At 65.2% G+C, this 20209-nt stretch carries 25 protein-coding genes; 13 read left to right on the top strand and 12 right to left on the bottom strand.

The window, feature by feature from the left end:
• Positions 1 to 90 precede the first annotated feature (90 nt).
• Complete coding sequence (locus ADBZ9O_RS21900; RefSeq protein WP_526525015.1) at positions 91 to 486, bottom strand: DUF3099 domain-containing protein; 396 nt, start codon at positions 484 to 486, stop codon at positions 91 to 93.
• A gap of 78 nt (positions 487 to 564) precedes the next feature.
• Between ADBZ9O_RS21900 and ADBZ9O_RS21895 the strand changes: the two genes are divergently transcribed.
• Positions 565 to 804 (top strand): DUF3039 domain-containing protein, encoded by a 240-nt coding sequence (locus ADBZ9O_RS21895; RefSeq protein ID WP_526525014.1) that lies wholly within the window; start codon positions 565 to 567, stop codon positions 802 to 804.
• Here ADBZ9O_RS21895 and ADBZ9O_RS21890 read toward each other — a convergent pair.
• Together ADBZ9O_RS21890 and ADBZ9O_RS21885 are read right to left on the bottom strand one after the other, a co-directional pair.
• Positions 791 to 1798 (bottom strand): YhjD/YihY/BrkB family envelope integrity protein, encoded by a 1008-nt coding sequence (locus ADBZ9O_RS21890; RefSeq protein ID WP_526525013.1) that lies wholly within the window; start codon positions 1796 to 1798, stop codon positions 791 to 793. The two genes, ADBZ9O_RS21895 and ADBZ9O_RS21890, sit on opposite strands and share 14 nt — an antisense overlap.
• Before the next feature lie 69 nt (positions 1799 to 1867).
• Positions 1868 to 2059, bottom strand: a complete 192-nt coding sequence (locus ADBZ9O_RS21885) for a DUF7455 domain-containing protein (RefSeq protein ID WP_264070074.1) — start codon at positions 2057 to 2059, stop codon at positions 1868 to 1870.
• 125 nt (positions 2060 to 2184) lie between these two features.
• Here ADBZ9O_RS21885 and ADBZ9O_RS21880 point away from each other — a divergent pair, with 125 nt between their 5' ends.
• A complete protein-coding gene (locus ADBZ9O_RS21880) occupies positions 2185 to 2580 on the top strand; it encodes a DUF952 domain-containing protein (RefSeq protein WP_526525012.1) in 396 nt (131 codons plus the stop codon).
• On the opposite strand, the gene ADBZ9O_RS21875 is transcribed toward ADBZ9O_RS21880, so the two are convergent.
• The gene (locus tag ADBZ9O_RS21875) at positions 2553 to 2933 is read right to left on the bottom strand and encodes a RidA family protein (protein WP_526525011.1); all 381 of its coding nucleotides are present in this window, start codon (positions 2931 to 2933) and stop codon (positions 2553 to 2555) included. The genes ADBZ9O_RS21880 and ADBZ9O_RS21875 overlap by 28 nt on opposite strands.
• Positions 2933 to 3586: a VTT domain-containing protein gene (locus ADBZ9O_RS21870; protein WP_526525010.1), complete on the bottom strand. Its 654-nt coding sequence runs from the start codon at positions 3584 to 3586 to the stop codon at positions 2933 to 2935. Before ADBZ9O_RS21870 ends, ADBZ9O_RS21875 begins: the two co-directional genes overlap by 1 nt.
• Before the next feature lie 114 nt (positions 3587 to 3700).
• Here ADBZ9O_RS21870 and ADBZ9O_RS21865 point away from each other — a divergent pair, with 114 nt between their 5' ends.
• Positions 3701 to 4498: a hypothetical protein gene (locus tag ADBZ9O_RS21865; RefSeq protein ID WP_526525009.1), complete on the top strand. Its 798-nt coding sequence runs from the start codon at positions 3701 to 3703 to the stop codon at positions 4496 to 4498.
• A gap of 9 nt (positions 4499 to 4507) precedes the next feature.
• Here ADBZ9O_RS21865 and ADBZ9O_RS21860 read toward each other — a convergent pair whose 3' ends face one another.
• Positions 4508 to 5950 (bottom strand): RNA polymerase sigma factor, encoded by a 1443-nt coding sequence (locus tag ADBZ9O_RS21860; RefSeq protein ID WP_526525008.1) that lies wholly within the window; start codon positions 5948 to 5950, stop codon positions 4508 to 4510.
• 200 nt (positions 5951 to 6150) lie between these two features.
• On the bottom strand, positions 6151 to 6939 hold the full coding sequence (ppgK, locus tag ADBZ9O_RS21855; RefSeq protein WP_526525007.1) for a polyphosphate--glucose phosphotransferase: 789 nt from the start codon (positions 6937 to 6939) through the stop codon (positions 6151 to 6153).
• Between the two features lie 90 nt (positions 6940 to 7029).
• Here ppgK and ADBZ9O_RS21850 point away from each other — a divergent pair, with 90 nt between their 5' ends.
• The gene (locus ADBZ9O_RS21850) at positions 7030 to 7935 is read left to right on the top strand and encodes an inositol monophosphatase family protein (protein WP_526525006.1); all 906 of its coding nucleotides are present in this window, start codon (positions 7030 to 7032) and stop codon (positions 7933 to 7935) included.
• A 14-nt stretch (positions 7936 to 7949) separates the two neighbouring features.
• Here the strand turns inward: ADBZ9O_RS21850 and cei are convergent, their stop codons facing one another.
• Entirely contained in the window at positions 7950 to 8600 is a 651-nt protein-coding gene (gene cei, locus ADBZ9O_RS21845) for an envelope integrity protein Cei (RefSeq protein ID WP_526525005.1), read from the bottom strand.
• Positions 8601 to 8774: 174 nt separating this feature from the next.
• On the opposite strand from cei, the gene ADBZ9O_RS21840 reads away from it, so the two are divergent.
• Complete coding sequence (locus tag ADBZ9O_RS21840; protein ID WP_526525004.1) at positions 8775 to 9077, top strand: DUF4193 family protein; 303 nt, start codon at positions 8775 to 8777, stop codon at positions 9075 to 9077.
• A 9-nt stretch (positions 9078 to 9086) separates the two neighbouring features.
• Here the strand turns inward: ADBZ9O_RS21840 and ADBZ9O_RS21835 are convergent, their stop codons facing one another.
• A complete protein-coding gene (locus ADBZ9O_RS21835; protein WP_526525003.1) occupies positions 9087 to 9563 on the bottom strand; it encodes a DUF3093 family protein in 477 nt (158 codons plus the stop codon).
• A gap of 25 nt (positions 9564 to 9588) precedes the next feature.
• Between ADBZ9O_RS21835 and dut the strand changes: the two genes are divergently transcribed.
• Together dut and ADBZ9O_RS21825 are read left to right on the top strand one after the other, a co-directional pair.
• Positions 9589 to 10053, top strand: coding sequence for a dUTP diphosphatase (gene dut, locus ADBZ9O_RS21830; protein ID WP_526525002.1), 465 nt, complete (start codon positions 9589 to 9591; stop codon positions 10051 to 10053).
• Positions 10053 to 10853: a DUF3710 domain-containing protein gene (locus tag ADBZ9O_RS21825; RefSeq protein ID WP_526525001.1), complete on the top strand. Its 801-nt coding sequence runs from the start codon at positions 10053 to 10055 to the stop codon at positions 10851 to 10853. The genes dut and ADBZ9O_RS21825 overlap by 1 nt, the downstream gene beginning before the upstream one ends.
• Positions 10854 to 10857: 4 nt before the next feature.
• Here the strand turns inward: ADBZ9O_RS21825 and ADBZ9O_RS21820 are convergent, their stop codons facing one another.
• A complete protein-coding gene (locus ADBZ9O_RS21820; protein ID WP_526525000.1) occupies positions 10858 to 11556 on the bottom strand; it encodes an alpha/beta hydrolase in 699 nt (232 codons plus the stop codon).
• A 138-nt stretch (positions 11557 to 11694) separates the two neighbouring features.
• On the opposite strand from ADBZ9O_RS21820, the gene ADBZ9O_RS21815 reads away from it, so the two are divergent.
• The 3 genes from ADBZ9O_RS21815 to ADBZ9O_RS21805 are packed head-to-tail and all read left to right on the top strand — an operon-like array spanning position 11695 to position 14239.
• Entirely contained in the window at positions 11695 to 12066 is a 372-nt protein-coding gene (locus tag ADBZ9O_RS21815; protein WP_526524999.1) for an OB-fold nucleic acid binding domain-containing protein, read from the top strand.
• A gap of 41 nt (positions 12067 to 12107) precedes the next feature.
• Complete coding sequence (locus ADBZ9O_RS21810; RefSeq protein WP_526533374.1) at positions 12108 to 12776, top strand: DUF3159 domain-containing protein; 669 nt, start codon at positions 12108 to 12110, stop codon at positions 12774 to 12776.
• 5 nt (positions 12777 to 12781) lie between these two features.
• The gene (locus ADBZ9O_RS21805) at positions 12782 to 14239 is read left to right on the top strand and encodes an MFS transporter (RefSeq protein ID WP_526524998.1); all 1458 of its coding nucleotides are present in this window, start codon (positions 12782 to 12784) and stop codon (positions 14237 to 14239) included.
• On the opposite strand, the gene ADBZ9O_RS21800 is transcribed toward ADBZ9O_RS21805, so the two are convergent.
• A complete protein-coding gene (locus ADBZ9O_RS21800) occupies positions 14236 to 14901 on the bottom strand; it encodes a potassium channel family protein (protein WP_526524997.1) in 666 nt (221 codons plus the stop codon). The genes ADBZ9O_RS21805 and ADBZ9O_RS21800 overlap by 4 nt on opposite strands.
• Entirely contained in the window at positions 14898 to 15584 is a 687-nt protein-coding gene (locus ADBZ9O_RS21795) for a potassium channel family protein (RefSeq protein WP_526524996.1), read from the bottom strand. The genes ADBZ9O_RS21800 and ADBZ9O_RS21795 overlap by 4 nt, the downstream gene beginning before the upstream one ends.
• A gap of 113 nt (positions 15585 to 15697) precedes the next feature.
• On the opposite strand from ADBZ9O_RS21795, the gene ADBZ9O_RS21790 reads away from it, so the two are divergent.
• From ADBZ9O_RS21790 to nhaA, 3 genes are read left to right on the top strand one after another with little or no spacing between them, the layout of a single operon-like run.
• On the top strand, positions 15698 to 17695 hold the full coding sequence (locus ADBZ9O_RS21790) for an amino acid permease (RefSeq protein WP_526524995.1): 1998 nt from the start codon (positions 15698 to 15700) through the stop codon (positions 17693 to 17695).
• Positions 17692 to 18900, top strand: a complete 1209-nt coding sequence (locus ADBZ9O_RS21785) for a class I SAM-dependent RNA methyltransferase (protein ID WP_526524994.1) — start codon at positions 17692 to 17694, stop codon at positions 18898 to 18900. Before ADBZ9O_RS21790 ends, ADBZ9O_RS21785 begins: the two co-directional genes overlap by 4 nt.
• A gap of 19 nt (positions 18901 to 18919) precedes the next feature.
• Positions 18920 to 20209, top strand: a complete 1290-nt coding sequence (nhaA, locus tag ADBZ9O_RS21780) for a Na+/H+ antiporter NhaA (RefSeq protein WP_526524993.1) — start codon at positions 18920 to 18922, stop codon at positions 20207 to 20209.

Genomic DNA, 20209 nt, shown 5'->3' with positions numbered 1-20209 from the left:
AGTTCCCACACCGTCGCGGTTTCACACCCTCTGAACTGCACTGATGCGATGACGACCTGAGAATGTACTGAGAATAGGGCTAGAGAGTTCTCATCGAGAGTCGCCGGGCCACTGATCATCCGAGTCTGGTTGCGGTGCGCCACGTTCGAGAGCCGGTCGCTCCGCGGTCGGGAACAGGGGAGTGCGTCGCCGGTTGTCTTCGAACCGCCGTGCTTCCTCTGCTTTGCGAGGCGGGCGGTCGTTGGCGATGAGCACGGCCATCCAGGGCAGCGGTATCGATACGGCGATGATCGCCAACGAAATGAGGCCGTTATGCCAGACGCTGTAGGCGAGTGCGGCCAGCAGCAGCGCGGGCACGCGAAACGACATGATGGTGAGGTACTTGCGCACGCGTTGCCGGTGCTGGACTTCGTAGGCGGGAGCGGCGGCGGTTATCAGCACTGGCCGACCTTCGTCGTCGAAACCCAGCTCTGGGCTGTGTTTCATACTCCCCACTGTTTCACAGCCACACCGGGTATGCCGCGTCGGTTCACGGACCGTCATTCTTTGGGCAGAATGTCAGCTATGGATACCCAGACAATCGAGCGGACCGACGCTGACGAACGCGTCGACGACGGGACCGACAGCGACACCCCGAAGTTCTTCCACTATGTGAAGAAGGACAAGATCGCTGAAAGCGCCGTCATGGGCACGCATGTGGTGGCGTTGTGCGGCGAGGTGTTCCCCGTCACCAAATCCGCCAAGCCGGGATCACCGGTCTGCCCGGACTGCAAGCGGATCTACCAGAACTTCAAGAAGAGCTGACGGCGGGCGGGCCCGCGGCGTGGTCCGTTGCCGGCGGCTCGCCGGTGCGGGCCGTCCCCTTGTCGAGGGCCTTGTCCTGAGTCTTTGCTTTCAAGCGATCTCGTAGTCGGTCGGCGTGCGTCGGCGCCGCCGGCCACTCTTCCTGAATCGCGGCGTTGAGTTCGGCTCCCATCATGATGGAGAAGCCCAGGAAGAACGCGAACAGAAGTAGGGCAATCGGGGTCGCCAAGGCGCCGTAGGTGTAGCCGGTTTGGGTGATGTAGCTCAGGTACACGCGCAAACCGAAGGTGGCGACCAGGAAGACCACCGTCCCCAGCACGGCCCCGATGACAAGTCGATGTGTTGGTAGTGGTTTGGGCAACGCCACCCGGTAGAGGAACGTGAAAGCGAAGATCAGACTGGCCGCCATCACCGGGTAATAACCAAACTGGAGCACGCTGTCCCAGCTGTCGGGGATGTACTCGGCGATTTTCTGCGGGCCGAGCGCGACAAAGGGTGCCGCCACGATCGCGAAGATCAGAACGACGACGTAGAGGAACAGCGCGAAGAACCGCTGGCGCACCGGATGTCGCAGCGGTGTCTGGTCGTGAGCCTCGACGACGGAGTCGACGAATGCCGAGATCGCCGACGAGCCGGCCCACAACGAGATCACGAAACCCAGAGATACGACTTCGCCCCTGGCACCTTGGACGATATCGGTGATCGTCGGCTCGATGATCTCGGTGACGACGTTCTTGGAGAAAAAGCTGCCCGAGGTGCTGATCAATCGGTCTTCGATGGTCTGCAGCGTCGCTGGGCCGAAGAACGGCGCAATATAGGCCAGGCTGCCTAGCATCCCCAGCAGAAGAGGGGGCAGCGAGAGTACTGACCAGAAACCAGCTTGCGCCGACTCAGAGAAGATCGAGTCATCCCAGCTTTTCGAAAGCGTGCGCTTGGAGATTTGCCAAATATGGTGGCGGGACGGACGGATTGGGGCACCGGTCTGGTCTGTCATGACCAGAACAGCATCCCTGACGAGAGGCCGTCCTGCCCAACCTGGCCGCCCGGAGGCGGCCAGGTGTGGTTACAGATCGGTCGCGCTTGCCTCCAGCACGGCGGCCAGCTCGATGAGCCGGGCTTCGTGCTCGTTGGCATGGTGCTGGCAGAACAACAGCTCAGCTCCAGAGGGCAGTTTCGCCCGAACGCGAGCGGCCGCGCCGCAGCGGTCACAACGGTCGGCCTTGGTGAGCTCGGGGGTGGTCAGAGTTGCATTCATGGCTCCTCCTTCTCGCGTGGTTTCTACCTTGTCAGACGTTTTCGGTTCCGGCCTTGTTCCCGGCCTGTTTACCGGTGTGTCGTGTCTCACGCCCCGCCGCGTTGCGGCTGAGGCAGGCTGGTCGTATGGCTGTGTGCGCTGAACTTGTCCATCTGTGTGCGTCCGAGGAGTGGGCGGCCGCCTCCACGGGACGCGAGCTCCGACCGCCGTCGCTTGCCGACGTGGGTTTCGTTCATCTTTCGACACCTCAACAGGTTCACCTGCCTGCAAACCGGCTCTTTGCCGGCCGCGACGACGTGGTACTGCTGTACCTCAATCCGGACCTCCTCGGTGCCCCAGTTCGCTGGGAGCCTGGTGTCCCAACGGATCCCACGGCCATGCTGTTCCCGCATTTGTACGGTGCTTTGCCGATCAGTGCTGTGACAAGGATCACGCCGTATCGGCCCGGTCCCGACGGGGCGTTCCCGGCCCTGGGTTCGGCGGAGCCTGCAACTCAGTCGGAAAGTCCGTCGGATAGGTAGGCGTCGACTTCGATTTCGACCAGCAGTTCGGGGGAGATGAGCGCTGAAACTTCGACCATCGTGGCCACCGGGCGAATGTCGCCGAACACCTCGGCGTGCACCGCGCCGACGTCTCGCCAGTGTGCGATATCGGTGACATATATCCGGGTGCGGATGACGTGGGCCAACTCAGCTCCGGCAGCGTGTAAGGCAGTCTCGATGCGCCGCAGCGCGTCTCGGGTCTGCGCGGCGATGGTTTCACCCGCCCCAGTGGTGCCTGCCACTGCGACGACGGGCCCGACGCGCACCGCCCTGGAATAGCCGACCGCGGACTCGAACTCCACCCCGGACGAAATGTTCAGGCGCTGTGTCATCAGTCTCGCCGCAACGTATCCCAGTCGTGCTCGTCTTCGAGATCGGCGATCAGCCGACCGGTGCGCTCGCGCAGCAGCAGCGTTGCGCCGATACCGACAAGCACGGCCACCGCAAGGGCGACCCAGGAGAACCGCGAGAGCCAACGCTCGGCCGCCAAACCGAGGAAGTAGACCACCGCGGTGGTGCCGCCGGCCCAGCACAACGCGCCTGTGGCATTGGCGGCCAGGAAGTGGGGGTAGCGCATCTTCAGTGCACCGGCGAGCGGGCCCGCGAAGATACGCAGCAGCGCGATGAAACGGCCGAAGAACACCGCCCACACACCCCACCGGGCGAAAAGCTGCTTGGCCAGCGCGACGTGGCCGGGCCCGAAATGTTTCGGGAACCGTTTGCCGAGCCGCTCGAACAGCGACATGCCGTATCGACGGCCTATCGAATATCCGATGGTGTCGCCGATGACCGCGCCGATGGTGGCGGCGGCGCCAACGGCGACCGGGTTGATGTCGAGAGTATGGCGCGACGCCAGCAGTGCGGCGCTGACCAGGGCGATCTCACCTGGCAGCGGAATGCCAAGACTTTCCAGGCCGATGATGAACCCGACGATCAGGTACACCGCCATGGGCGGAATCGTCTCCAGTAGTGCATCCACATTCACGTCGCTCAGAATGCCCTATTGCCGGCCTCATTCCTGGCAATTAACGGCAAGCGGCGTTCGGGAAAGTGACATCAGGGGGCTTGAGTGTAAAGCAGGCCCCTATACTGGGCGACCGTGGGAATCGTGGCTGGCTTCGCGCCGTGGATCGTCTACTGGGTCTTGGTCGGCAACGTTGCGTTCACGACCGCCATACTGGTGGCGCTCGCGATCGCGGTGGCGTCGTTCCTTATCGGCCGGGCCCGCCGCAAGCCGGGAGTAACAATCGAAATCGGCGCCCTTGCAACATTTTTGGTGCTGACGGTGCTGACCCTCACCATGGATCAGTTGTTCATGGAACGCTGGATCCTGCCGCTGAGTAACGCAGGAATTCTGTTGGTGGCCGTGGCCAGTCTGTTGATTGGCAAACCGTTTGCGGGTGAGTTCGCCGAATCCGGCCAGCCCGCTGCCGTTGTCACAAGCGAATTGTTCGCCCGTATTACGACATTGGTGACATGGATCTGGGTCGGCGCCTTCGCCGCGATGACGGTGTCGTCGGCCATCCCCCCGATAGCTCAGGGCGTCAACAACACACCAGCGACGATCCTCGACACCAAGACCCCGCTGTCCTACCTCTGCTATTGGGTGCTGCCGTTCATATTCCTTGGCGCTGCGGCACTGGTCACCCGCGTGCTGACCGACCGGATGTTCGCCGAGCTGAGCAGTCCACATGCGGTGCGGCGGACCACTTTTGTCGCGTTCAAGGAACTTGAGATCGACCAGCTGTACTACCTGGCGCGAGAGCGGGCCGATCGTGAGGCCGGCCCCGACATGGAGGCCTATGACGTCAAACTCGGTGCCACCGGCGTACCGCTGACCGGCGACGACTCCCGTGAGTCGTGGCCGGCCAGCTACAAGGTGCGCCCGCGCAAGTAGGCGCGCGAACTAGTCGAGGTAGTCGCGTAGCACCTGAGAGCGACTGGGGTGCCGCAACTTTGACATCGTCTTCGACTCGATCTGACGGATCCGCTCGCGGGTGACCCCGTAGACCTGACCGATCTCGTCCAGGGTGCGTGGCTGACCGTCGGTCAGGCCGAAGCGCAACCGCACCACACCGGCTTCGCGCTCGGAGAGCGTTTCCAGTACCGACTGCAGCTGATCCTGCAACAGGGTGAAGGACACGGCATCGACAGCGACGACAGCCTCGGAGTCTTCGATGAAGTCGCCGAGCTGGGAATCGCCCTCGTCGCCGATGGTCTGGTCCAGCGAAATCGGCTCACGGGCGTACTGCTGGATTTCCAGCACCTTCTCCGGCGTGATGTCCATTTCCTTGGCGAGCTCTTCGGGTGTGGGTTCGCGACCCAGGTCCTGGAGCAGCTCACGCTGGATGCGGCCGAGCTTGTTGATGACCTCGACCATGTGCACCGGGATACGGATGGTGCGGGCCTGGTCGGCCATCGCGCGGGTGATGGCCTGCCGGATCCACCAGGTGGCGTACGTGGAGAACTTGTAGCCCTTGGTGTAGTCGAACTTCTCGACAGCGCGGATCAAACCCAGGTTGCCCTCCTGGATGAGGTCCAGGAACGCCATGCCGCGACCGGTGTACCGCTTGGCCAGGGAGACCACCAGGCGCAGGTTGGCTTCGAGCAGGTGGTTCTTGGCGCGGTCACCGTCTCGGCAGATCCACTGGTAGTCGCGGCGCTGGGCGGCGGGAAGCTTCTCGCCTTTCTCGGCGAACTCCGACATCAGCTGGGTGCAGTACAGGCCAGCTTCGATCCGCTTGGCGAGCTCGACCTCTTCTTCGGCATTGAGGAGTGCGACCTTGCCGATCTGCTTGAGGTAGGCGCGCACAGAGTCCGCGGACGCGGTGAGTTCGGCGTCCTTGCGGGCCTGCCGCAACGCTTCCGATTCCTCTTCGTCCCAGACGAAATCGCCGGATGCCTTGTCCTTCTCGGACGGCTCGGGGGCATCTTCTTCGTCGGTGGCGGGAGTGGGATCGACGACCGCAGGGGTCTTCACATCTTTGACCGCGGAACCCGTCTCGTCATCGTCGATGACGACATCCTCGACCTCGACGTCATCCTCGTCGATAACGTCGGGCTCGGCCTCGAGATCGTCATCGAGATCGGTATCGGCGTCATCACCAACCACCAGATCGGAGTCATCGCCGGTGGCCTTCTTGGCGCGGGGACCAGCTGCCTTGGCCGCCTTGGCGACGCGCTTCGCCGGCGCCTTGGCGGTATCGCCGTCCGCCGTGACGGCTCGTGCGGTGGCTTTGGTAGCTCGCTTCGCGGGCGCCCGCTTGGCGGGGGCCTGGGCCGGGGCCGGACTGGTGACGGTGTGGTTCACCGTCTCATCAGTTACCGGGCTTGCCTTCGTCGCTGCCACGTACACCCTTTCGGTCTTGCTGACTTTCGGCGGGCAGGTGCATGCACCACCGAAAGTGTCGGCTATGGGGAATATCGGCGTGAGTCTCTGGCTTGGAGCTTCGCCGCTATCCGTTTAGGCGGCCGCCTCGACCATTGTAACGACAGTAATGGGGTCTACCGTGCCGAGCGCGCCGATTTTGTCGTCTTTGCGTGCGGCTTCTACTCCGCCGGGTCGTCTGCCGCAGCCATCGCAGCACCCACGATGCCCGCGGTATTGAGCAATGCGGCCGCCACGACGGGGGTCCGGTTTGTCAGCAGCGGAATCCATTTGTCGGCCTTCCGGCTGATCCCGCCGCCCGCGATGAACAGGTCCGGCCAGATCGCGTTCTCGACGGCCTCCAGCACTTTGGTCACCTCTGGGGCCCAGCGCTTGTAGCTCCAGTCGTTCTTTTCCTTGACCGATGACGCGGCCCGGTGTTCGGCTTCCATCCCGCCGACCTCGAGGTGCCCGAATTCGGTGTTGGGCAGCAGGACCCCGTTGTAGATCACCGCGGACCCGATGCCGGTGCCGAAGGTGAGCAACACGATCAAACCGTTGTTGTCCTTGCCTGCGCCGAACCGTTCTTCGGCCAGGCCCGCGGCGTCCGCGTCGTTGAGCACGGTGACCGGCTGGCCGTCGAGTGCGCCGCTGAAGACCTCAGCGGCATTCAGGCCGATCCAGGCCTTGTCGACGTTGGCCGCGGTCCGCACGACACCCTCGGTCACCACTCCGGGGTAGGTAACCCCGAGGCGTCCGGTCCAGCCGAATTCGTGCACGACGGCGGCGATGGTCTTGGCGACCGCCTCCGGTGTGGCTGGTTGCGGGGTGGGGAGTTTGAACCGTTCTCCGATGAGCAGGCCGGTATCGAGGTCGACGATGCCGCCCTTGACGCCGCTTCCGCCGACGTCGATTCCGAATCCGCGGCGCTGGGCGCCCGAGTCGGTGGCAGGTGAATCTGTCGCGGTCATGAAGTCTCCTCAGCGAGGCTGGCTGGCGGCGCGCCTCCACACACTAGTGCGTCTGCGGCCTCTTGGTGGCGGTGTCACGCGGTGATCGATATGTGTTGCGATAGACCGGTGACGAGCTCAGCGAGCAGCCCCGACAGTAGTGCCGCAGACCTGCGTTCGGTCGCCGAGACATTGGCCGCCGAAGCCGCCGCCTTTGTCCGCGGCCGCCGCGATGAGGTGTTCGGCGCACCGGAATCCGGTCAAGCATCTGCCGACGGTGCCGCGCAGGCGGTGAAGTCCAAGAGCACCCCCACCGACCCGGTCACCGTGGTCGACACCGAGACCGAACAACTGTTGCGGCGGCGGATCGAGGAGCTGCGGCCCGGTGATCTGGTTCTGGGCGAGGAGGGTGGCGGTCCGAGCGACAGCGACGCCGCACGGGTGGGCGCCGTCACCTGGGTGCTCGATCCGATCGACGGGACCGTCAACTTCGTCTACGGCATCCCGGCGTACGCGGTGTCGGTCGCCGCCCAGATCGACGGCGTGTCGGTCGCCGGCGCGGTCGCCGACGTCGTCGCAGGTGAGGTCTATTCGGCGGGGGTCGGACTCGGCGCGCACGTGCGCGGGCCGGCAGGTCGAAGAGCATTGCGGTGCAATCCCGTCGACGACCTCTCGATGGCACTGCTCGGCACCGGATTTGCCTACACACCTGACAGGCGTGCGGCGCAGGCGGCGTTGCTCGCCCGGTTACTTCCGCTGGTCAGGGATGTCCGGCGGATCGGATCGGCGGCCCTGGACCTGTGCATGATCGCCACAGGTCGACTCGATGCGCAATACGAACACGGCCTCAACGTGTGGGACTGGGCCGCGGGCGCGCTGATCGCCGCGGAGGCCGGCGCCTGGGTGCGCCTGCCGACGCAGCCGGCCGACATTCTGATCGCTGCGGCCCCCGGTGTCGCCGCTGAACTGCGCGCGACGCTGGACCGGTTCGAGGCGCTCGCGCCGTTACGGCAGTAACGGCACGCGGGCTCTCAGCAGGTGCCGGAGTGGATCTTTGTCAGCAGGGCAGGATCTGCGGGCTCGGTGGCGTCGGGCCGCAGGCCGGACAGCACGGCGTCGATATCGTCGCTGTGGGTCAGCGTCGTGAACTCAGTGCCGATGGCCAGATCGACCGAGTCGTTGTCGCGGCCGTCGCGGTAGAGCTCCGTGCATGGCGCGACCAGCCACAGCGCGGCGGCTGCCGCCTGGCCTTTCTGGCCGAACCGGATCTGGCCTTGGCACGTGAGCCGCGTTGTCGCGTAGATCGGATCGTTGGCGGCTATCGGCTGAGCGAATCCGAGATCGCGAAGAGCGCCGGATACTTCGGCGGCCTGGCCGCCCTGGCCGCTGGCGTTGAATACCGAGATCTTCGTATCGGCCAGTTTGGCCGGCGCGACATCACTCATCTCGCTTCGCGTGACCGGGTCGCCCAGCTTGGGGGCGGCCGGGTCAGTCGGCTGCGGCGGCGCATTGCAGGCCGCGGCCTCCCGGACATCCGGTGGCCGGGTCAGTGCGAAACCCCACACCAACGCGGTCGCCACGAGAAGTACGCCGGCCGCGATGACGCCGGGCCAGATGTTGCGGCGCCGAAATGGCAATCCGCGTTTGTCGAAGGCCGTACCTTCGGTGATGTTCGCAACCACGCCTGCACTCTAGGCGTGGCGGAGGAACCGATCTCCGCCCAGAGTCCCCGGTAAACCGCATACTGTGATGTAAATCACAACCCATCCGGCCCCTTTCGGGGCACGAATCATTTGGCACAGGCGTTCGGCACTGGTACAAAGCCTTGCTGCAACGATTTTGAGGGGACAAGGACGATGGCTACCGATTATGACGCCCCACGGCGATCCGAGACCGACGACGTTTCTGAAGATTCGTTGGAGGAGCTCAAGGCCCGCCGGAACGAAGCGCAATCGGCCGTCGTCGACGTCGACGAGACCGATAGCGCGGAAAACTTCGAACTGCCTGGTGCTGACCTGTCCGGCGAAGAGCTGGTTGTTCGGGTGGTGCCCAAACAGGCCGACGAATTCACGTGCTCAAGCTGCTTTCTGGTTCAGCACCGAAGCCGGCTGGCGAGCGAGAAGAGCGGCGTGATGATCTGCAACGACTGCGCTGCCTGACGCTCTGTGTCAGCTGCGCAGCGCTGACAGCACCCGGTCCGGGTGTCGACAGCTCACCAACCAGTACGGGGTCGGATCGTCGGGATCGTCGAGGACCACCAGCACCATCTGGCTCACCCACGCCCGATGCATGACGTATGCGGCGGGATCGAGTTGGCGTCCGAGCGCGGCCGATTTGGCTGACCGGGGGATTTCGGCTGACCGCGCGATGACCGAAACCGGCAGATGTGCCTCGCCGGCCCACAGCTCTACCGTGCCGTCCACCAAGACGACGCTTACCTCGGCGCGCCCCAACCACACGATGGCCCCGGCTGCCACGCCGAACAGCGCGGCGAAGGGAATCCAATTGGGGACCCCGGAAACTGCCTGGTTGACCTCCAGCGCAATCAGTCCGGCCAGGATGAATCCCAGCGGCCACCACCACCAGGGCACCCATAGTCGCTCGCGGTACCGCACCGCCTGCGAGGTCACACGCGAACCAGACACGCGGCCAAGGGTAGTCTGTGGCCTCGTGTCCACCCGTCTTGCGGTCGTTCGTCTGGACCCTGAACTCCCGCTGCCCAGTCGCGCCCATGCCGGCGACGCAGGCGTCGATCTGTACAGCGCCCAAGACGTCGTCTTGGCGCCGGCCCAGCGTGCCCTCGTCCCAACAGGTATCGCCGTCGCGATTCCTGAGGGCATGGTCGGTCTGGTGCACCCACGTTCGGGATTGGCTGCCCGCGTTGGACTTTCCATCGTCAACAGCCCTGGCACCGTCGACGCGGGTTACCGCGGCGAGATCAAGGTGTCACTGATCAACCTCGATCCGACCGATCCGATTGTGATTCATCGCGGCGACCGCATCGCCCAACTGCTGGTACAGCGCGTTGAGTTGCCGGAGCTTGTCGAAGTCTCGTCATTCGACGAGGCTGGGTTGGGGAACACCGTCCGTGGCGAAGGCGGCCACGGTTCCTCTGGAGGGCATGCGAGTCTGTGATGGCATTCGGTAAGCGCAAACAGCGCGATGACAATAGTGACGACAACGCGAAGGTCGACGGAACAACTGTCGACGAGAAAGCCGGGATCACCCCACCTGCAGAGCGCAAACCGGTGGCAGACCCGGCCCCAGGGCTCGATGGCGATCTCGAAGGTCCCTTCGAGATCGAGGATTTCGACGACCACGAGGTAGCGGCCCTGGGGCGCCTCGATCTGGGGTCGGTACTCATCCCGATGCCAGAAGGCGGCCAGGTCCAGGTCGAACTCAGCCCGACCGGCGTTCCGAGCGCGGTATGGGTGGTGACGCCCAACGGTCGTTTCTCCATTGCCGCGTATGCGGCGCCCAAGAGCGCAGGTCTGTGGCGTGAGGTGGCCGCCGAATTGGCCGACTCGCTGCGCAAGGACTCGGCACAGGTGTCGGTCGAGACCGGGCCGTGGGGTCGGGAAGTTGTCGGCACCGCCTCCGGCGCGGTCCGGTTTATCGGCGTCGACGGTTACCGGTGGATGATCCGCTGTGTTGTCAACGGCTCCGTCGAGACCATCGATGCGCTTGCGGTTCAGGCTCGGAATGCGTTGGCGGACACCGTGGTTCGTCGTGGTGACACACCGCTGCCGGTGCGCACGCCGTTGCCTGTGGAACTGCCGGAACCGATGGCCGCCCAACTGCGCGCCGCCGCGGAGCAGGCCGGGGCTGTACCGCCGCAACAAGAGCCGCCACCGCCGGCCGTGCCGGAGCCCACCGCGCGCCGCAGCGTGCAGGGCTCGGCGATGCAGCAGTTACGCACCATCACCGGCGGATGACCGGCTAGAGGTCGCTCAGCGCCGCCAGGCAGGCGGCGCCGAGGACCGACGGGTCGATGCCCAGCTCGATAAGGGTGATCGTGCGCAGTGAGGCATAAGGCGCTGCCGCCACCCATTCCACCCCGACCTCGACGGGGTGGATCGGATCATCGGATGCCGACGTGACGCCCATCGGAGCGGTCAAGGTCTGCAGCTCGATGCCGGTCGGGGCAACGTAGTGCGACGCAGCCTCCATGGCGTCCGGTAGATCGGGCCACTGACCGACCCAGGACCGCGTCAATTCGTCGGCCAGCCATGGGGGACTGGAGGCACGCATCCGAGCTGTTGCGGCCACCAGACCGTCGCGGCGCAACTCGTCGGCGGAGTGTCGTGCCGCCACGGCCGCGGGCGCGGTATCCGGTGCGCCCGTCCACGGCGGGAGGGCCGCCAACACCGCGACCACGTGACCCGGGTGTGCGATTGCCCACGCTGTGGCGACGGCCGCGCCCAGCGAAATTCCGCCGACGGCGATCGGACCGTCGGACGCCGCCTGGCTCAGCGCCTCGAGATAGCCGTCGATCAATCGGGCCGGCTGCGGTTGATGAGGCACCGGCAGCGCTCCTACCTCGTGTAATGCTGGCGAGAACGCTCGGTAGACGTAGTCGTCGTCGGATCCGGTGCCCGGCAGCAGAACTGTCGTCACCCCGCGTAGATCAACAGCCATGGACTGATCGTGCCTGGTGTGCCAGGAAACGGAGGTTTAGCCCCGCGCGCGGCGTGGCATTCACGATGCAACAGGTCTACGGTGGCGATGACATTGTGATACGTGCAGTGCGTATCCCATCGATATGTCAGGAGTGCGATGGCTACGGCCGAAGGTTATCTGCGCCGGCTCACCCGCCGGTTGACGGAAGACCCTGACCAGCGCGACGTCGATGAATTGACTGGTAACGCTGCCAGCACCGGCGCGCAGCGCGCCATCGACTGTCGGCGGGGCCAAGAGGTCACGATGGTCGGGACGCTACGCAGCGTCGAGGCCAACGCCAAGGGTTGCGCCGGCGGTGTGAAGGCCGAACTGTTCGACGGCACCGACACCGTGACGTTGGTGTGGCTGGGGCAGCGTCGAATTCCCGGTATCGACTCCGGCCGCACTCTGCGGGTGCATGGTCGTCTCGGCAAGCTGGAGAACGGCACCAAGGCGATCTACAACCCGCACTACGAGATTCAGCGGTGATGTAGTCACCCGTGTCTGAAAACCGCACCGGCGCCCAGGCCATGCTGGACCAGATGGGCGGCGTGAGTGGGCTGATCTACTCCTCACTGCCCGTCGTCGCATTCGTACCCGTGTCCACCGCATTCGGGCTCAAGGCCGCCGTCCTATCCGCACTGGGCGTCGCAGCCCTGATTCTGGTGTGGCGCCTGATCCGGCGCGACACGATCCAGCCGGCCATTTCCGGGTTCATCGGGGTTGGCTTCTGCGCGTTGATCGCCTACGTGCTGGGCGAGGCCAAAGGCTATTTCCTGCTCGGCATATGGATGTCCCTGTTCTGGGCTGCGGTATTCGGCATCTCGGTGCTGATCCGGCGTCCGGTGGTCGGATACATCTGGAGTTCGGTCAACGGCCACGGCCGCGAATGGCGGTCGGTGCGCCGCGCGGTCCGGGCCTTCGATATCGCCACGCTCATCTGGGTGCTGGTGTTCGCCGCCCGCTTCGTTGTCCAGCATGGGCTTTACGACGCCAATCAAACCGGTTGGCTCGGCGTCGCCAGGATCGCGATGGGTTGGCCGCTGACGGCTGTCGCGGCGCTGGCCACCTACCTGGCGATAAAGTCCGCCCAGAAGGCGGTCCACGCCGCAAGTGATGAAAATCACGTGCCTCCAGACAATGAGGTCACCGTCGACAGCGACGTGTCCGGGACTGACACCGCGCACCGCACCGACTGACACAGGTGGCTCAGCAGCGCGACGACGGACGAACCCTCATCGTCGTTGCGGTGCTCTCCTCATTCGTCGCTTTCCTCGACGGTTCCGTGGTCAATGTGGCCTTGCCGGCGATCAGCAGAGATCTCGATGGCGGCCTGCTCCTGCAGCAGTGGGTGCTGGACGGCTATCTGCTGACGCTGGGCGCGCTCATCCTGGTGGCCGGGGCGATCTCGGACGCCTTCGGCAGGCTGGCGGTCCTGCGCACCGGCTTGGCGGTGTTCGCCGTGGCATCACTGCTGTGCGCGGTCGCGCCCACCGGCGTCGTGCTGGTGGGTGCGCGGTGCCTGCAGGGGGTGGGTGCGGCGTTTTTGGTTCCGAGCTCGCTGGCGATGGTCAACGCCCGCTTCACCGGTACGGAACAGGCTCGCGCGATCGGTATCTGGACCGCATGGACCGGTACCGCGTTTGTCGTCGGCCCGCTGCTGGGCGGAGCCCTGGTCGATACGTTGACCTGGCGGTGGATTTTCGCCATCAACCTGCTACCGCTGGCGGTGACGCTGTATCTGACCACCCGGCTGGTACCCGAGCCCGGAGCTACTGACGCCAAAGGGCGTGCCCGCGTCGACGTCGTCGGTGCGGTACTGACTGCGCTCGGGTTGACCGGCACTGTCTTCGCTCTCATCGAACAGCAGCGGCTCGGTTTCACTGATCCGCTGGTGCTGGGCAGCCTGACCGTCGGCGTTGCCTGCCTGGCTGCGTTTCCCTGGTGGGAGCGCCGGTCACCGCATCCGATGATGCCGCTATCGATCTTCGCCAGCCGTAATTTTTCGGTGGGCAATGTGGCGACAGTGTTTCTGTATGCCGGGGTGTCCCTTGGCATGTTGATCGTCACGCTGTTCCTGCAGGAGACCATCGGACTGTCAGCCACTGCGGCGGGTCTGGCCACGCTGCCGATCCCGGTGTTGTCCTTCTTCCTGGCCGCTCGCTTCGGTGAGCTCGCGGGACGACACGGCCCCAGGCTCTACATGGCGTGCGGACCACTGGTTGCTGCGGCGGGTTACGCCCTGATGGCGCTCGCGTTGCCCAGCGGCCGAGACGGTTTCAATTTCTGGACCCAGTTGCTACCCGGTCTGGTGCTCTTCGCGGTGGGCCTAGCCGTGACGGTCTCGCCGTTGACAGCGACGATTCTGGCCGCAGTCGATCCGGCGCAGAGTGGAATCGGATCGGCGATCAACAATGCGACAGCCCGGATCGCCGGCCTGATCGCGGTCGCCTTCATCTCGGTGATCGTCGGCGGCACAATAGATATCGCCGGATTCCGTCGCGGGGTGTTGGTGGCAGCGGTGCTGTTCGCGGCGGCTGGGGTGGTGTCGGCGTTCGGCATCCGCAATATCCGACCGGCCCTCGGCACCGTTTCGACCATCGCCAGTGCTGGTTGCCACGACCGGCCCGGGCCGCCGCCGGCGCGACCGGGAGAGTCTTAGGTTCCTGGCGGCAGCAGCAGGGCGCGCAGCTCGCCCTCGACCTCAGGGGACGCCACCAGCAGAAGCTCGTCGCCGCCTTCCAGCGGTTCGTCGGGCGCGGGCACGATCACCCGGTTCCCGCGCAGGATCGTCACCAGTGCCGCATCGCGTGGCAGTTCCAGCTTGCGCACCGGCTTACCGCCCCACGAGGTGTCGCTCGGCAGCGTCATCTCGACGAGGTTCGCCTGACCCGTGCGGAAAGCCATGAGCCGTACCAGGTCTCCGACCGCGACGGCTTCTTCGACCAGTGAGGCCAGCATCCGGGGTGTGGACACCGCGACATCGACACCCCACGCTTCGTCGAACAGCCATTCATTGCGGGGATCGTTGACCCTGGCGACGACGCGGGCCACCGCGAACTCGGTCTTGGCCAGCAGGGACAGCACGACGTTGGCCTTATCGTCACCGGTCGCGGCGATCACCACGTCCAGATCCTCCAGCTGCAAGGATTCGAGCAGGCTGATCTCGCAGGCATCGCCGAGGCGCCAGTGTGCCGCGGGGATGGCGTCGACGTCGATGTGCTCGGCGTTGCGCTCGATCAGCGTGACGTCATGGCCGTTTTCGACGAGCTCACGGGCGATGGACCGGCCGACCGCACCAGCCCCAGCGATCGCTACCTTCATGACCGCTTATCCGTCGGCTCATCATCGTCACCAGGCGGCAGGGCGGCGATCGCCATCGCCTCAGCGGCGTGCCCGGAGACCGCGGCGATGTACACCTGGTCACTGGCCTGGATCACCGTCTTGGGTTCCGGTAGCACGCCAGTACCGAACCGGATCAGGAACGCCACCCGCGATCCCGTCGCGGCCTCCAGCGAGGTCACCCGGCGCCCGACCCATTCCTCGTGCAGTTCCACCTCGGCCACTGCGACGGTGCCCGTCGGGTCGCGCCACTTGGCGGTCTCGGCGTCGCGGGTCAGCGCGTTGAGCAGACGGTCGGTAGTCCACGGCACGGTCGCGACCGTGGGGATGCCAAGACGCTCGTACACGGCGGCGCGTTTGGCGTCATAGATGCGGGCCACCACCCGTTGCACACCGAAGGTTTCCCGGGCGACACGCGCGGAGATGATGTTGGAGTTATCGCCCGAGGAGACCGCCGCGAAGGCACCTGCTTCCTCGATACCGGCACGGAGCAGGACCTCACGGTCGAACCCCATCCCGAGCACCCGTTCACCGGTGAATTCGGGTGACAGGCGTTGAAACGCTGCGACATCACGGTCGATGACGGCCACATCGTGGCCGATCCTGGCCAGTCCGTCAGCCAGCGAGGCCCCTACCCGGCCGCACCCCATAACCACTACCCGCACCTGGAGTCCCTCTCGGCTGCATTTGCGCGTCAGACGGCCGTTATCCCCGGCCGAGAATCAGACCGTACGTGGAACGCTACAGCCACCGGCGCTTAGGCATACCCTTGGACCTCGTGTCCAAGCTTTCGACCGCCGCGCGCCGGCTTGTTTTGGGTCGCCCGTTCCGCAGCGACAGCATGGGGCACACCTTGCTGCCCAAGCGGATCGCGTTGCCGGTGTTCGCCTCCGACGCCATGTCGTCGGTCGCATATGCCCCTGAGGAAATCTTCCTGGTGCTCTCGGTGGCCGGGTTGGCCGCCTATTCGATGGCGCCGTTGATCGGCCTGGCAGTGGCTGCGGTGATGCTCATCGTGGTGGCCAGCTACCGGCAGAACGTGCATGCCTATCCGTCTGGTGGAGGTGACTATGAGGTGGCCACCACCAACCTGGGGCCGACGGCAGGCCTGACCGTGGCCAGCGCGCTGTTGGTGGATTACGTCCTGACGGTGGCGGTGTCGATGGCGTCGGCGATGTCGAATATCGGTTCTGCGGTGCCGTTCGTCGCCGAGCACAAAGTGCTGTTCGCCGTCACCGCGATCGTCATCCTGATGTCGGTGAATCTGCGCGGTATCCGGGAGTCGGGGACGGCCTTCGCGATTCCCACCTATGCGTTCATCTTCGGCATGCTCATCATGTTGGGGTGGGGGCTGTTCCGGGTGTTCATCCTGGGCGACCCGATCAAGGCCGAGTCGGCCGGATTCGAAATGAAGGCCGAACACGGTCAGGTGCTGGGCTTTGCGCTGGTGTTCTTGATTGCCAGATCGTTCTCTTCAGGGTGCGCCGCACTTACCGGTGTTGAGGCGATCAGCAATGGGGTGCCGGCATTCCGTAAACCGAAGTCACGCAACGCCGCAACGACGTTGATGTTGCTGGGCGGTATCGCGGTGGTGCTGTTTATGGGCATGATCGTGTTGTCGGGAAAAATCGGCGTCCAGGTTGTCGACGATCCGGCTACCCAGTTGGAGGGTGCGCCAGCGGGGTATCAGCAGAAGACGCTGGTCGCACAACTCGCGCAGGCGGTATTCGGCAGCTTCCACATCGGCTTCCTGGCGATCACCATCGTTACCGCCCTGATCCTCATCCTGGCGGCCAACACCGCGTTCAACGGTTTCCCGGTGCTGGGCTCGATCCTGGCGCAGGACCGCTACCTGCCACGGCAGCTGCACACCCGCGGGGACCGGCTGGCCTTTTCCAACGGGATTTTGTTCCTGGCCCTGGCGGCCATCGCTTTCATCGTGGCCTTCAACGCCGAGGTGACCGCGTTGATCCAGCTCTACATCGTCGGGGTGTTCGTCTCGTTCACCCTGAGCCAGATCGGCATGGTCAAGCACTGGACCCGTCTGTTGCGCACCGAGAAGGATCCGGCGATGCGGCGCAAGATGATGCGCTCGCGGGTGGTCAACACCGTGGGCTTCTTCTGCACCGGTGCGGTTCTGATCGTTGTACTGGTCACCAAGTTCCTGGCCGGCGCATGGATCGCGATCGTGGCGATGTCCGCACTGTTCGTCATCATGAAACTCATCCACAAGCATTACGACACAGTGGCTCGCGAACTGGCCCAGCAGGAGGCCGAGGAAGAAGGGCAGGTGGTGCTGCCCAGCCGCAACCACGCCTTCGTCCTGGTGTCGAAACTGCACCTGCCGACGTTGCGGGCGCTGGCCTACGCCAGGGCCACCCGCCCCGATGTGTTGGAGGCGATCACCGTCAGCGTGGACGATGCCGAGACTCGCGAGCTGGTCCACAAATGGCAGGACAGCGATATCACGGTGCCGCTGAAAGTGATTGCCTCGCCGTACCGCGAAATCACCCGGCCGGTCCTCGAATACGTCAAGCGGATCAGTAAGGAGTCGCCGCGTACCGTGGTGACGGTGTTCATCCCCGAATACGTGGTAGGGCACTGGTGGGAGCAGATTCTGCACAATCAGAGCGCGCTGCGACTCAAGGGCAGACTGCTGTTCATGCCCGGGGTGATGGTGACTTCTGTTCCGTGGCAGCTTAATTCATCCGAACGACTCAAAACCCTTGAGCCGCAATCGGCCCCCGGCGATGCCAGACGAGGATTTGAGGATTGAGTACCGACGTTTCAACCGAACTGACCCTGGAGACCGGGCCCGCCGCCAATGGCGGCAGCTGCATCGCGCGGCATGAGGGCCGAGTCGTCTTCGTTCGCTATGCCCTGCCCGGTGAGACCGTGCGGGTGCGGGTCACCGACCAGCGCGGATCCTATTGGCACGCCGACGTTATCGAGGTGATAGCGGCATCGGAGGACCGGATCGATTCGCTGTGCCCGATCGCCGGCGTGCACGGTGCCGGCTGCTGCGATCAGGCCTTCGTCGAACCCGCCGCGCTGCGCGTCATCAAGGGACAGGTGGTCGCCAACCAGCTCGAACGCCTCGGCGGCTTCGGCTGGGAGGGGCCGGCCGAGTCGGTGGGATCCGATACCGCGACCGGCTGGCGTAACCGAGTCCGGCTGGAGGTCGGCGCAGGCGGTCGGGCGGGTTTCCACCGCTATCACAGCGCCGAGCTGGTCACCGATCTGCACTGCGGGCAGCTGCCCGAGGGCATGCTCGACGGGCTGCCCGTCGATCGGTTGCGCACCGGTGACCAGGTGCACGTCGTCCGCGATGACGACGGAGTGCGGCATGTGGTGTGCGGTGGCCAACATCGCCGCACCCGGGTGGTCGAAGGACAGTACGAGGGTGTGCAGCGGGTGGGCGGCCGGGCATGGTCGCTGCCGGTCACCGCGTTCTGGCAGGCGCACCGCGAGGCTGCCAACGTCTACAGCGAGCTCGTCGCGCAATGGTCGGGACTTGAGCCCGCGATGACGGCCTGGGATCTCTACGGCGGTGCCGGAGTATTTGCCGCGACGCTCGGCGCGGCGGTGGGGGAGGACGGCCACGTGATCAGCGTGGACACCTCACGCGACGCCACCCGAGCGGGGCGGGCCGCGCTGGCGGACCTGCCCCAGGTCCGGCTGGTCACCGAATCGGTGCGACGCGCGCTCGCGGCGCCGGCCGCACACGACGGGGTGCTGGGTGCGCGCGCCGACGTGGCGGTGCTGGATCCCCCGCGCGCGGGTGCCGGCCGTGAGGTGATCGACCGAATCGCTGCGGCAGGCGTACCGCGGGTCATCCACATCGGTTGTGAGGCAGCAGCTTTCGCCCGTGACATCGGTCTGTACCGCGGGCACGGCTACTCGGTCGAACAGCTTCGGGTATTCGATGCGTTCCCGTTGACCCACCATGTCGAGTGTTTCGCGCTCCTGACTCGTCCGTGATGGCCTGGAGGTCGCGCTGATGCCGCTGCTAAGTCGTGGGTCCTGGTCGGAGACCGCCCGATTCACCGAGATCCTGCGCAAGGAGACGGTCGGCGGGGTGCTGCTGCTCATTGCCGCAGCGGCCGCGCTGATCTGGGCCAATTCGCCGTGGTCGGCTGTCTACCAAGATATTTCGGAGCTGACATTCGGACCGGCCACGCTGCACCTGAACCTATCGTTGGCGGCGTGGGCGGCCGACGGATTGTTGGCGATCTTCTTTTTCGTGGTCGGCGTCGAACTCAAACGCGAGTTTGTCGCCGGTGATCTGAGGGATCCCGCCCGCGCCGCATTGCCGATCTTGGCGGCTGTCGGCGGAATGGTGGTGCCCGCGGCGGTCTATGTCGGAGTCAACCTGGGCTTGGGATCCTCGAGCACGCTGGCCGGGTGGGCGGTACCCACCGCCACCGATATCGCCTTCGCGTTGGCCGTCCTGGCCGTTCTTTCGACGCATCTACCCAGCGCGCTACGCACCTTCTTGCTGACGTTGGCCGTCGTCGACGATCTGCTCGCCATCACCGTCATTGCGGTGTTCTACACCGACCATCTGGTGCCGGGAATCCTGGCCCTGGCGCTCGTCCCCGGTGGCCTCTTCGCCTTCGCCGTGCAGCGCGGCCTGCGGCAATGGTGGATCCTGCTGCCACTGGCCGTCGCCACCTGGGCGCTGGTGCACGCCAGCGGAGTCCACGCCACGGTCGCCGGTGTGGTGCTTGGCTTCACCATTCCGGTGCTGGGCCGACACGCGGCCGCGGAGCGTTTCGAACATCTGCTGCGTCCGGTGTCGGCGGGCTTTGCGGTGCCGGTCTTCGCGTTCTTTGCTGCAGGGGTAACGGTCGGCGGCTTCGGCGGTCTCGGCCGCGCTCTTACCCACCCGGTGACGTTGGGTGTGATCGCCGGTCTGGTGGTCGGCAAACCTCTGGGAATCTGGCTGACGACATTCCTACTGGCCAGGTTCACCCACGCCAGCCTCGACGAGGATTTGGCGTGGCGCGACGTTCTCGGCGTGTCGTTATTGGCGGGTATCGGGTTCACAGTTTCGTTATTGATCGGCGAATTGGCCTTCGGGTACGGCACCCCCGACGCCGCGGATGTCAAGATCGGGGTGCTACTCGGCTCCGTTATCGCAGCTCTGCTGGCTGCTGTCGTGCTGATGAGCCGCAACGCGGCCTATCGCCGGATTCATCAGGCGGAAACGGTCGACTCCGACAACGACGGAGTGCCCGACATGTACCAGTCTCAGCGGGACTCCAAGGGGGATCGGTGCGTAGACTGA

This window comes from Mycobacterium sp. (assembly GCF_965229105.1).
GTDB lineage: Bacteria > Actinomycetota > Actinomycetes > Mycobacteriales > Mycobacteriaceae > Mycobacterium.
This window is presented reverse-complemented; position numbering and strand designations above follow the sequence as displayed.